The following is an 11,586-nucleotide window of genomic DNA, read 5'->3' as shown; positions in this document are numbered from 1 at the left end:
GACCGGACGCGCTGGGCGACGCGCTGCGGCCGGCCGGCGCGGCCGGAACGGGCGCGGCCCGGCGGGCGTTCGCGGGACTGGTGTCGGTCGACTCCTGGGAGGTCGGGGCGGGCGCGCTGCTGTTCGCCGGCAACGGACGGCAGGCCATCGCCGGGGCCCTGTCGGCACTGGTGCCGACAGGGCAGCGGCTGGGCGTGGAGGAGCTGACCTATCCGGTGGTCAAGGCGGTGGCGGAGCGGCTGGGCATCGTGCCGGTACCGCTGGCCATGGACGAGCACGGACTGCTGCCGGATGCCGTGGCGGCCGCCCACCGGGCCGCACCGCTGCGCGCGGTGTACGTCCAGCCGCGCCTGCAGAACCCGCTCGGTACGAGCCTGCCGGGGGATCGGGCCGCGGAGCTCGTGGCGGTACTGCGGCGACTCGACCTGCCGGTGGTCGAGGACGCCATCTGGTCCTTCCTGCGGCCCGATTCGGCGCCGCTGGCCGCGCTCGCGCCGGAGCGCACGGCACTCGTGGACAGCCTCTCCAAGCGGCTCGCCCCGGGGCTGACCACCGGGTTCGCGGTCGTCCCGGCGGCGCTGCACGAGCGGGTGGCGGGCGCGTTGCGCTCGGGCGGGTGGACGCCCAGCGGCTTCGCGCTGGAGGCGGCGGTGCGCTGGATCGGGGACGGCACGCTGGCCGCGGTGGAGGCGGCGAAGCGGGCCGATGCGACGGCCCGGCAGCTGCTGGCGCGCGAGGTGCTGGCGGGACAACGGCTGCGGTCCGACCCGTGCTCGTACTACCTGTGGTGGGAGCTGCCGGCGGGCCGGCGGGCGGAGGCCTTCGTCGCGGAGGCGGAGCGCGCCGGGATCTCGGTCACGCCCGCGGCGGCCTTCGCCGTCGATCCCCGGCGCTCGCCCTCCGCCGTCCGGGTCGGGCTCGCTTCGCCGCCGCTGCCGGTGCTGGCGCGGGCGCTGGGGACGCTGGCGGGGATCGCGCAGGGGGGTGGGTGACGACGGACCGCGAACAGATGACAGCTGACAGATTTCGAAATCTGTCAGCTGTCATCTGTCGCCCGTTCGCCGTCGTCCCTCGACCGTCCGCTGTCAACCGTCAGCCGCCGGCCGCCGGCCGTCAGTCACCCGCCCCGCTCCGGCTCCCCCGGACCGCCGTGTCCGCCGCACCCCCGGCGCCGACGGCGCGCAGGCGGCTCGCGGCGGTGGCGGCGAGCTGGGGGGCGATCCGGGCCACGTCCCGGGAGCCGACCACCGCGATCAGGCTCGGCAGCAGCCAGCGGACCGGCTGCATCCCGCGCAGCCAGGCCTGCGCGTAGACGTGGGCGGACCGGCGGGCGATCCCCGCGACGATCCGGTTCACCGCGGGCTCCAGCGGATACGTCTTGTTCGCCGGCCACGGCAGCCTGGAACGCATCTGCTTCAGCACGGCGTCCTGGTCGGCCCCGCGCACCATGTCCGTGTCGGTCCAACTCAGGTACCCGACACCGACCTTGATCCCCTGGTAGGCGACCTCGGCGCGGATCGAGTGAGCGAAGGCCTCCACCCCGGACTTGCTGGCGCAGTACGCGCTCATCAGCGGCGCGGGGGTCAGCGCGGCGAGCGAGGCGATCTGGAGCAGGTACCCGCGGCTCTCGGCGAGCGCCGGCAGGAAGGCCCGCGCGGTGGCCACACTGCCGAGCAGGTTGACCTCGATGACCCGGCTGAACGCCTTGTGGTCGCTGTCGGTCAGCGGCCCGCCGATGGCGATCCCGGCATTGGCGACGACGGTGTCGATCCGCCCGTAGTGCTCCTTGATCCGCCGGGCGGTGTCCTCAAGCGCGTCGAGGTCGGTGACGTCCACCTCCCAGCTGGTCGCGGACGGGCCGCACTGCGCGGCGACGGCCTTCAGCTCCTCCGGCTCCAGCCCCAGCAGGGCCACCTCGGCCCCGCACCGGGCGAGCTTGCGGGCCAGCGACGCGCCGACGCCGCGCGCGGCCCCGGTGACGACGACGACCTGCGCGGACAACGGCGGGATGGCGTTCATGCGACGGCGGTCCTCTCGTCGACGGAAGCGGGAACGGCGCCGGCGGGCGCGGGAGAGACCGCGGGCGCGGCCGTCAGGTACGCGGAGGCCATCCGGTGGATCTCGGCGGCGACCTCCGCCGGACGCTCCAGCGGAGACATGTGGCCGACCCCGGGCAGCAGCAACAACCCCTGTGAGTCCTGGAGTTCGGCGACGATCCGGTGGGCGTGCACCGGCGGCGTCAGCCGGTCGTCGGTGCCGACCACCACCGCCGTGGGCGCGGCAAGCCGGGCGAGCCCGGCATGGACGTCCAGCCGGTCCAGCACCACGGCCCAGTTGGCGCGGACCGCGGTCGGGCAGGCGTGCACGATCCGGGCCGTCGCCTCGACCTGTCCGGCGGGCGAACCCGGCCCCATGGTCGCGTACTTGAGCGCCATCCGGCTGAACGGGGAGACCGGTCCGAGCGGCATCCGGGAGCGCAGCAGCTGCCGGTGCAGGAAGCGCCGCAGGCCCCGGGACCGCACGGCCGGCGGCAGGACGGCGAGTTCGGCCACCAGGTCGCCGGGCCCGGTGGAGATCAGGACGGCCGCGGCGGTGCGCTCGGCGACCTCGGGCCGGCCACCGGCGGCCATGATGGTCATCCCGCCCATGCTGTGCCCGGCCAGCACGGCCCGCTCGCCCGCAGGAACGGTGCGCGCGAGCACGGCGGACAGGTCCTCGGCCAGCGCCCGGGTCGAGTAGCGGGCCCGGCTCGGCGGGACCTCGCTGTGCCCGTGGCCGCGCTGGTCGTAGGCCACCACCCGGTAGCGGTCGGCGAGCCGGCGGATCACCGGGGCCCAGAAGACGGTCGAGCAGGTCCAGCCGTGCGCCAGCACCACGGTGGGCGCACCGGGCTGGCCGTGCACCTCGACGTGCAGCCGGATGCCGTCCGCCGACCGTACACCCGACTCCTCGACCGGAACGAGAGGTTCGTACTCCTCGGGCAGGTGAACGCCATTCACGCGGAGACCTCCTGGACGGTGCGGGCGGCAGCCGGTGCGGCGCGCATGATCAGCTCGTACTCGCCGAGGTCGACCTTGCGGGTGGCCCGGCGGAACGAGGTGGTGGAACCGGGCCAGAGCACGGTGTTCTTGCCGTTCGGGTCGAGGTACCAGCTGAGGCAGCCGCCGGTGGTCCAGACGGTGCGGTCCATCCGGTGCTGAAGTTCGAGGTTCCACTGCCGCTGGGCGCGCACGGTGGGCTGCATCGCGGTGGCGCCGATCGAGCCGAGGGTGGTCAACGCGTCGATCATGTAGTTCAGTTGGGACTCGATCATCAGGATCATCGAGCTGTTGCCGAGGCCGGTGTTGGGCCCGATGACGAAGAAGAGGTTCGGGAAGCCGTGCACGGTCGAGCCGCGCAGCGCCTCCATGCCGTCCTTCCACTCCTCCGCCAGGCTGGTGCCGTTGACGCCGAACACCCTGGCGCCGATGGGCATGTCGGTGACGTGGAAGCCGGTGCCGAAGACGATGGCGTCCACCTCGTGCTCGCTGCCGTCGGCCGCGACCAGCGTGGAGCCGCGCAGTTCACGCAGACCGGAGGAGACGACCTCGGTGTTGGCCGCCGCGAGCGCCGGGTAGTAGGTGTTGCTGAGCAGGATGCGCTTGCAGCCGATCCGGTAGTCCGGGGTGAGCCTGGCGCGCAGCGCCGGGTCGGGGACGCCCTGGGCGATGTGGCGTTCGGCGAGCTGCTGGACCAGGCGCAGCAGGCCGGGGCGGCGCACGAACGCGTCCACCTGGATCTCCCGGAGAGCGAACAGGGTGCCGCGGCGGATCTTCGCGGTGACCGGCAGGCGGCCGTGCAGCCACTTCTCCAGCTGGGTGATCTCGCGGTCGCGGCGCGGCAGCACCCAGGCCGGAGTGCGCTGAAAGACCGTCAGCTTGCCGACCTCGGGCTGGATCGACGGGATGATCTGGGCGGCGGAGGCGCCGGTGCCGACCATCGCGACGCGCTTGCCGGTCAGGTCGAAGTCGTGGTCCCAGCGGGAGGAGTGGAACACCTTGCCCGGGAAGGCGCTCAGTCCGGGCAGGTCGGGGATCTGCGGGTCGGCGAGCGGTCCGGCGGCGGAGACGATGGCGTCGGCGGTCCACTGGCCCGCCGAGGTGGTGATCCGCCAGCGGGTCTGCTCACTCTCCCACCGGGCTTCCAGCACTTCGGTGTCGAAGCGCAGGTGGGGGCGGAGGCCGAAGACGGTGGCGACCTTCTCCAGGTAGGCGCGGATGTCCGGCTGGCCGGAGAAGCTGCGCGGCCAGTCGGGGTTGGGTGCGAAGGAGAAGGAGTAGAGGTGCGAGGGCACGTCGCAGGCGCAGCCGGGGTAGCTGTTGTCGCGCCAGGTTCCGCCGACGGAGTCCGCCCGCTCCAGGACCACGAAGTCGGTGATCCCGGCACGACGCAGTCGGACCGCGGCGCCGAGTCCGCCGAAGCCGGAGCCGATCACCGCCACCCGGACGTGCGGGACGGGCTCCTGCGCAGCGGTGGTGTCGGTCGCTGCGGACGCGCCGGAGCGGGGGCGCTTGCTGCTGGATGCCATGCGGCAACCTCCTGAGGGTGGGACGGTGCTCGTCGCGCTCTCCCGGGGGTCTGCGCCCCGGAACCTCCCGGGGGCCCGCCTCCGGGACCCCGCCAATCGCGCCAGTAATCACTGGCATGATTGGCAGGGTAGCCCTTGCTGACACCGGATGGAAGAAGCACGACGGCTCCGGTTCGGGGAACCTTCCGGGCCGGCGGTCCTATGCTGATCGCCGTGGACAAGGTCAGAGCTGCTGCGGGCGACAGAAAACGCGAGTACCGGGTGGAGGAACTGGCCGAGGCCGCCGGCATCACCACCCGCACCCTGCGCTTCTACCGCGAGCGCAAACTGCTTCAGCCACCTCGCAAGGAGGGCCGCATCGCCTGGTACGGCGAGGAGCACCTCGCCCGGCTGCGGATGATCGGCGAACTCCTCGAACGCGGCCACACCCTGGGCGGCATCGCCGAGCTGATCGGCGCCGGCGAGAGCGGGAGGGACGTCGCCGAGCTGATCGGGCTGGAGGCGGCGATCGTCGCGCCGTGGTCCGACGAGACCCCGGTGCGCCTGGACTGGGACGAGCTGAAGACCGCCTTCGGCGACCAGCTCACCGAGGAGAACACCGCCGAGTCGATCGCCCAGGGCTACATCACCGTCGAGGAGGACGGCATCACCCACGTCAGCCGCCGGCTGATGGACGCCACCACGGAGCTGGTGGCGGAGGGGGTGCCGCTCTCGGCGGTGCTGGAGGCCAGCCGGCGCACCCGGGAACACGTGGACGCCATCGCCGAGATCTTCATCGAGGTGGTCAGCGAGCACCTGCTCAGCGCGCTGGCCACCGACACCCCGCTGCCGCCCGGCGAGGCGGCCCGGCTCACCGAGCGCATCCTGCGGGTGCGGCCGCTGGCGCGCACGGTCGCGGACGCCCAGTTCACCCTCGCGATGGACCGGCGGGTGCACGTCGAGTACGTCGAACTCCTGCGCCAGCGACGGGAGAACGGTTCCGAGGCGTAGCCGGGCCGCTGTGCGGGCAGGGATTCCCGCGCCCTGCCCGGACGTTGGAGGTGCCGCCGATGACCCGACCGCTCAGCCGCCGTGCCGCTCTCGGTCTCGCCCTCGGGCTCGCCCCGGGCCTCGCGCTCGCCGCGTGCGGGCCGGGTTCCTCGGCGTCCGGCCCCGGTCCGTCCGGCCTCGGCTCGTCCGGCTCCGGCGCCGCCCGCACGGTCCGGCACGCTCGCGGCGAGACCACCGTTCCGGCGCGGGCGAGCCGGGTGGTGGCCCTGGACACCGACGCACTGGACTCGGTGGTCACGCTCGGCCTCAGCCCCGTCGGCGCCACGACCGTCACCGCGGGTGCCGCCTTCCCCGCGTACCTGCCCGCCGAACGGCTGGCCGGGACGAAGCCCGTCGGGGCCATCGGCCAGCCCAGTCTGGAGACGATCGCGGCACTGCGGCCGGACCTCATCCTGAGCAATCAGGTCCGCGACGACAAGCGGTACGACGAGCTGTCGAAGATCGCGCCGACAGTGCTCTCCAAGACCACCGGGCCTGCCTGGAAGGAGAACGTCCGGCTGCACGCCGAGGCGCTGGGCCGCCAGGCCGAGGCCGATGCGGCGGACGCGGCGTACCGGGCCGAGCTGCGGGACCTGGTCACCGCGCTCGGCGGTCCGGCCAGGGCGGCGGCCACCCGGGTCGAGATGGCCCGCTTCCTGGCGGGTGCGTCGACCCGGCTCTACCTGAACGACACCTTCGTCGGCTCGCTGTTCAAGGACCTCGGGCTCGGCAGGCCCGCCAACCAGGACAAGCCCGGCTTCTCGATGGAGATCAGCCCCGAGCAGGTGGACCAGGCGGCGGCCGACGTCATCTTCTACTCGGTGTACGGGGACGCGGCCAAGTCCGACCAGGGGAAGATCACCGAGGGAGCGCTCTGGAAGAACCTGGGTGCCGTCCGCAGCGGGCGGGTGTTCCGGGTGGACGACAACCTGTGGATGCTCGGCATCGGCTACACGGGAGCCGGGCTGATCCTGGGCGAGATCCGCAAGGACCTGGCGTCGGCAGGCGGGTGACGGCTGACAGGCGACAGGTGACGGCCGACAGATTTCAGATTTCAGATGACAGATGATGAAATCTGTCATCTGAAATCCGTCACCTGTCATCCGCCGCCCGTCGCCCCTCCCGTCACCCCCGCCCGTACCGGCCCGGCCGCAGGCGCCCGGTGAACGCGAGGAAGGCCACGAACCCGCCGAGGACGATCCAACCGGGCCAGCCGGCCAGCGACATGGTGAGCGGGTCCAGGTCGGCATCCGGGTCGGCGAACTCCCGGACCATCGACACGCTCATGCTGCTCGTGAAGGCGTGCGCCAGCACCGCCGGGACCACCGACCCCGAGCGCAGCCTCAGCCAGGTGAAGACCGGCAGGACGAGCACACAGCTCACCGTCAGCGCGGGCACCGACAGGTACCAGGGCCGCCCCGGGTACTGGCCGCCCATCAGCAGCGTCGGCAGGTGCCAGAGCGCGAAGGCCGTCCCCGTGAGCAGGTATGCCCGGACGAGCGCCGCCGTGCCGCCGCCCGCACCGCCGGAGCCCCCGCCGAGCTGTAGCAGCCGGGGAAAGAGGAATCCCTGCCAGCCGATCTCCTCACCGAAGAACAGTGGCAGCGAGAGCACCATCCCGATCGACCCCTGAACCGCCCACGATCCGACCCGCCCCGGGTCCAGCGAGCCGAAGCCGGCGAACGGGTAGCTGCCCACCAGCGCACCGAGCGCCAGCGCCACGGCCGTCAGTCCGCCGAGCACCCCGAGCGGCAGCAGACAGGCGCGAACCGCGCGGGGCCGGGGCCGGCACAGCGCGAGCGCCTCCCGCACTCCGCCGCCGCGCTCGACGAAGCGGACCACGAGCAGCGCCGCCAGCGCCGGGGCCAGCATGGCGGCCCCGATGCAGAGCTGCTCCAGGGTGCCGACCTCCTCCCGGGCGTCGGCACGCTGGTAGCCGTCGGCGAGCAACGGCGCCATGGCCGCCCACATCCCGGCGTAGGCGAGCACCAGGTAGACCAGCAGGCCGCGCCGCCGGACGGCGCTCGGCGGGGTTTGTGTCAGTAGCGTCATGCCGAGGACGCTACGGATCAGGATGTTCGCCCTGGAACCAAGCACACTACCGGCCAAGGGAGTTGTCCACTACCACCCGATGGTCGAGTTTTCTGGGTGTACGGAGGCCGACCGGACGTGCTACTTCGCGCCCCGCGCCCTGCCGCCCGCCGCCCCCTGCGCCACGGATCGGAACGGAAGCTGCAAGAGAAGAGAATTTGACGTATCGTCAGGCGTCACCCGGCGGGGGCGACGGTGGTCCGCTCACCGTCGCCCCCGCCGTACTCTCCCGCCGGCCGGCACCCACGGCCCGGCGGGGCCTCGACGCGCTCCCGGGCCGGGCCTGATCGGTCCAGGCCCGGGCCGGTTCGGCTCCGGGCCTGACGCAAGCCCGAAGCCCCCTGGAAAAGGCTCAGTTGACGTTGACGGCCGTCCAGCTGGCGGCGACCGCGCTGTACTCCGCGCTGCCCGAACCGTACAGGTCCGCCGCCGCGCTGAGGGTGCCCGTACGGGCGCCCGCGTAGTCGGTGGTGGAGGTGAAGTAGGTGGTCAGCGCGCGGTACCAGATCTGCGCGGCCTTGTCCCGGCCGATGCCCGCGAGCGTGGAGTTGTCGTACGTCGGGCTGCTGTAGCTGAACCCGTTGATCGTCTTCGCACCGCTGCCCTCGGACAGCAGGTAGAAGAAGTGGTTCGCCACCCCGGACGAGTAGTGGACGTCCAGGTTGCCGACGTTCGCGTCCCAGTAGTCCGCCGAGGCGCCGTCCTTGCTCGGCTGGTCCATGTAGCGCAGCGGGCTGCCGTCGCCGCGCAGGTTGATCAGCTCGCCGATCCAGTAGTTCGGCGGGTTGGAGGGCAGGTTGGCGTACCACTCGACCATCGTGCCCATGATGTCCGAGGTGGCCTCGTTGAGGCCACCGGACTCGCCCGCGTAGTTGAGGTTGGCGGTCGCGGCGGTGACGCCGTGGCTCATCTCGTGGCCGGCCACGTCGATCTCGGTGAGCGGCGCGGTGTTGTTGCTGCCGTCGCCGTACGACATGCAGAAGCAGCTGTCGTCCCAGAAGGCGTTGACGTAGTCGGAGCCGTAGTGCACCCGGCTCAGCGCGCCGACGCCGTCGTTGCGGATGCCGCTGCGCCCGAAGGTGTTCTTGTAGAAGTCCCAGGTGGTGGCGGCACCGAACTGGGCGTCCACGGCGGCGGATTCGCGGCTGTTGACGGTTCCGTCGCCGAAGCTGTTGCTGGTGTTGGCGAAGAGCGAGCCGGTCCCGTCGGTGCCGTTGTTGAGGTCACTGGTGGACTGACCGCCGCGGCTCCCGTCCTGCAGTCGGTACTCCGAGCCGCTCTGGGTGGTGGTCAACGGGACCTGGCCGACGAAGACACCGTTGCCGGTGCCCGCCGCGGTCTGGATGGTCTCGTGGGTGGCGAGGATCCGGCCGTCGGAGGCGTCGGTGACCAGGACCTGGCGGCTCGGGGTGCCGTCGGCGCGCAGCCCCGTGACCGTGGTGCGGTACGCCAGACGGGGAGTGCCGTCGATGGCCCAGACCACCAGCTCGGCCTGGCCGGCCTGGTGGACCTCGGTGAGCGGCGACTCGTCCGCGTCGGTGGTCACCCCGACGGTGGCCCTGACCGACTCGGCGACCTGAGCGACGGCCCGATCGGCGGCGATCTCCGGGGTCAGGCTCGACAACGCGATCCGTGCGGCGACCGCCTTGTCGACCGCCTTCACCGAGCCGTCGGCCTTCTGGTGGACGATCAGGTCGCCGCCGATCACCGGCAGGCCCCCGTAGGTGCGCTCGAAGCGCAGGTGGCGGGTGCCGTCCTTGTCCACCACGGCGTCCTTGGCGACCAGTTGCTCCTTGTCGCCGAGCTTGAGCGCCTTGGCCAGCGGCCCGGCCTGGCCGGCTGCCAGCTTGAGCACGGTCGCGTGCTGCTGGGCGGCCTGGGCCTGCAGCGAGGGGGTGGGAGCGGCCTGGGCGGCGGTGCTCACCTGGATCACACCGGTCAACAGGGCCGTGGCCGAGAGTACGGCGACGGCCGCGAGCTTACGCTTCACGTACGAGTCCTTCCGGGAAACCGCGTCTGGACGCGGTCGCACCACGTCCCGGGGAGCCGGGTCGGCACCTGTGGGGCGGGACGGGCACTGACGTGCGAGAACCCCGCGCAGTCGAGCGGCTCGCCACCAAGGGGTGGGGGTGGGGCTACCGCCGGGGGATGAACAGAAGCATGACAATCCAGCAGGTGCATTGACAGGTCTGCTTCAGTGATTGGCCTGGTCCCGCCATTGGGTAAAGGACTCCCAATCGGCCACCGAACCGGGGCAATTCACCACATCCCGCGAAGGGCTTCCAGCCCGAGCGACGGCCGACCGCCTGCGCCGACGGACGCTCCGCCACCGAACGCCGATTCGACCCGCGGGGCCGGCCGGCCCTCGATCGACTTTTACATGTGTGTAGAAGATTCCATACGGTTCCTTGACACCGGGGTGGCGAGGTTCCGCCACCCGATCCCCCTTGCCCAGAGGGATGGTGTCTGCTAATCGGCTTCCCGACGCCGTCACCGCGGCCTCCCGGAGCGCAGCTCGGCGAGCCGCCGCTCCAGACCGGCCCGGCAGGACGGCCACTCCTCGTCCGTGATCGAGAAGACCGCCGAGTCCCGCAGCTTCCCCGCCTCCCCCGGCGCCCAGGATCGCGACCAGTTCCGCAGCACGCCCTCGAACGTCGCCCCGGCCTTCGCGATCGCCGCCCGCGAACGGCCGTTGCGGGCGTCGGTCTTGAGGTCGACCCGGGCCACGCCCCACGCCTCGAAGGCGTGTCGGAACAGTAGGTACTTGGCCTCGGTGTTCAGCCCACTCCCCTGCGCGGAGGCCGCGAGCCAGGTGAACCCGACCTCGATCGCGAACAGTGAACCGTCCTCGGGCCGACGGCGCGGGTCCCAGAACGCCGTCGCACCGACCACCCGGCCGGACACCCGGTCCACCTGCACGTACGGGGCGAGCAATCCCGCGCCCCTGCGGGCGAGTTGGGCGTCGATGTATCCGCCCACCTCGCCGGCCGATGGCACCCAGGTGTACGTGTAGCCGCTGCGGTCCTCCTCCGCGGCGGCCGCGAGGCCGGCCGCATGTCCGGGCTCCAGCGGCTCCAGCCGGACGAACTCACCCTCCAGCAGCGGCCCTTCGAGAAACGGCGGTACGACGGCACTGGAGCCCACGGCTCCTCCTTCACGACGACGGGGATGGTCTCGGCAGCCTCCCAGGCCACTCGCACCCCGCGCCGCGATTACCATCCCTCGGACACTCTCCGCCCGCAGGGCCCGCCCGCCCCACGGGTCTCCCTACTGGAGCCGCCACTCCTGGGCGGTGTTGCCGGGGGTGCAGGTGACCATGGTCACCGCGTTGCCGGGGCCGTTGTTGGTCATGCAGCTCTGGTTCTGGTAGTCGCCCAGGGTGTACGAACCCGCCGAACTTCCGGTGCGGACCGTCCAGTTGGTGAGGAAGCTGAACCCGCTGTTCAGGACCACCTTCCCGTCCATGGTCTGGACCATCAGCGGGCCGCCGTTGTTGCAGGCGTTGAAGAGGATCCACGCGCCGGGGTTGGTCGAGCGCACCCAGCCGTACTGCGCGTGACCGCCGACCACGATCGGGTTGTCGCCGTTCAGGTTGTCGTCGCGCATCCCGATCGCACGGCCGTCCTTCACGCTGACGATCGTGCTCCAGCTGTTGCCACCGCAGGACGCGGGGCGGCTCGGGCTCTGCGGGGCGCCGGTGGTGCCACCATCGGTGGTCTGGGCCGGCGGCTGCGGGTTCTGGTTGGCGGGCGGGTTGGGCGGATTGCCGCCGCCGGGCCGGCTCGCCTGACCGCCCGACGACCCGCCCGCAGCCGTGCCCGCACCACCGGTCCGGCTGCCGCCCTGACCTGCGACCGGGTCCGGGACCGGTACCGGAACCGGCGGCTGGTTCTGGGCCG

Annotated in this window: 9 protein-coding genes and 1 pseudogene; 3 read left to right on the top strand and 7 right to left on the bottom strand. The window is 72.3% G+C overall.

Annotated features, from left to right (window positions below):
* On the top strand, positions 1–992 hold a 992-nt coding region (locus tag KS423_RS25460), incomplete at its 5' end, for a PLP-dependent aminotransferase family protein (protein ID WP_224282098.1).
* 121 nt (positions 993–1,113) lie between these two features.
* Here KS423_RS25460 and KS423_RS25455 read toward each other — a convergent pair.
* Genes KS423_RS25455 through KS423_RS25445 form a run of 3 tightly spaced genes read right to left on the bottom strand, consistent with a single transcriptional unit; the run spans position 1,114 to position 4,567 of the window.
* The gene (locus KS423_RS25455) at positions 1,114–2,019 is read right to left on the bottom strand and encodes an SDR family oxidoreductase (RefSeq protein WP_224282097.1); all 906 of its coding nucleotides are present in this window, start codon (positions 2,017–2,019) and stop codon (positions 1,114–1,116) included.
* Positions 2,016–2,999 (bottom strand): alpha/beta fold hydrolase, encoded by a 984-nt coding sequence (locus KS423_RS25450; protein WP_224282096.1) that lies wholly within the window; start codon positions 2,997–2,999, stop codon positions 2,016–2,018. The genes KS423_RS25455 and KS423_RS25450 overlap by 4 nt, the downstream gene beginning before the upstream one ends.
* Positions 2,996–4,567, bottom strand: coding sequence for an NAD(P)/FAD-dependent oxidoreductase (locus KS423_RS25445; protein WP_224282095.1), 1,572 nt, complete (start codon positions 4,565–4,567; stop codon positions 2,996–2,998). Before KS423_RS25445 ends, KS423_RS25450 begins: the two co-directional genes overlap by 4 nt.
* 213 nt (positions 4,568–4,780) lie before the next feature.
* Here KS423_RS25445 and KS423_RS25440 point away from each other — a divergent pair, with 213 nt between their 5' ends.
* Together KS423_RS25440 and KS423_RS25435 are read left to right on the top strand one after the other, a co-directional pair.
* Positions 4,781–5,557 carry a MerR family transcriptional regulator gene (locus tag KS423_RS25440; protein WP_224282094.1) on the top strand — a complete coding sequence of 259 codons (777 nt, stop codon included), beginning with the start codon at positions 4,781–4,783 and terminating at the stop codon, positions 5,555–5,557.
* Between the two features lie 59 nt (positions 5,558–5,616).
* Positions 5,617–6,609, top strand: a complete 993-nt coding sequence (locus KS423_RS25435) for an ABC transporter substrate-binding protein (RefSeq protein WP_224282093.1) — start codon at positions 5,617–5,619, stop codon at positions 6,607–6,609.
* Between the two features lie 112 nt (positions 6,610–6,721).
* Here KS423_RS25435 and KS423_RS25430 read toward each other — a convergent pair whose 3' ends face one another.
* From KS423_RS25430 to KS423_RS25415, 4 genes and pseudogenes are all read right to left on the bottom strand, one after another.
* Positions 6,722–7,648, bottom strand: a complete 927-nt coding sequence (locus KS423_RS25430) for a CPBP family intramembrane glutamic endopeptidase (RefSeq protein WP_224282092.1) — start codon at positions 7,646–7,648, stop codon at positions 6,722–6,724.
* A 391-nt stretch (positions 7,649–8,039) separates the two neighbouring features.
* Positions 8,040–9,677 carry a M4 family metallopeptidase gene (locus KS423_RS25425; RefSeq protein WP_224282091.1) on the bottom strand — a complete coding sequence of 546 codons (1,638 nt, stop codon included), beginning with the start codon at positions 9,675–9,677 and terminating at the stop codon, positions 8,040–8,042.
* 500 nt (positions 9,678–10,177) lie between these two features.
* Positions 10,178–10,831: a GNAT family N-acetyltransferase gene (locus tag KS423_RS25420; RefSeq protein WP_224282090.1), complete on the bottom strand. Its 654-nt coding sequence runs from the start codon at positions 10,829–10,831 to the stop codon at positions 10,178–10,180.
* A 123-nt stretch (positions 10,832–10,954) separates the two neighbouring features.
* A pseudogene (locus KS423_RS25415) lies at positions 10,955–11,586 on the bottom strand (hypothetical protein); the annotation flags it as partial.

Source organism: Streptomyces sp. LS1784, from assembly GCF_020103755.1.
In the GTDB taxonomy this organism is placed as follows: domain Bacteria; phylum Actinomycetota; class Actinomycetes; order Streptomycetales; family Streptomycetaceae; genus Kitasatospora.
This window is presented reverse-complemented; position numbering and strand designations above follow the sequence as displayed.

Bases quoted from the DNA above. Each gene is read 5' to 3' on its own strand.
- KS423_RS25430 (WP_224282092.1), bottom strand. From the start codon at position 7,648: ATGACGCTACTGACACAAACCCCGCCGAGCGCCGTCCGGCGGCGCGGC.
- KS423_RS25445 (WP_224282095.1), bottom strand. From the start codon at position 4,567: ATGGCATCCAGCAGCAAGCGCCCCCGCTCCGGCGCGTCCGCAGCGACC.
- KS423_RS25435 (WP_224282093.1), top strand. From the start codon at position 5,617: ATGACCCGACCGCTCAGCCGCCGTGCCGCTCTCGGTCTCGCCCTCGGG.
- KS423_RS25455 (WP_224282097.1), bottom strand. From the start codon at position 2,019: ATGAACGCCATCCCGCCGTTGTCCGCGCAGGTCGTCGTCGTCACCGGG.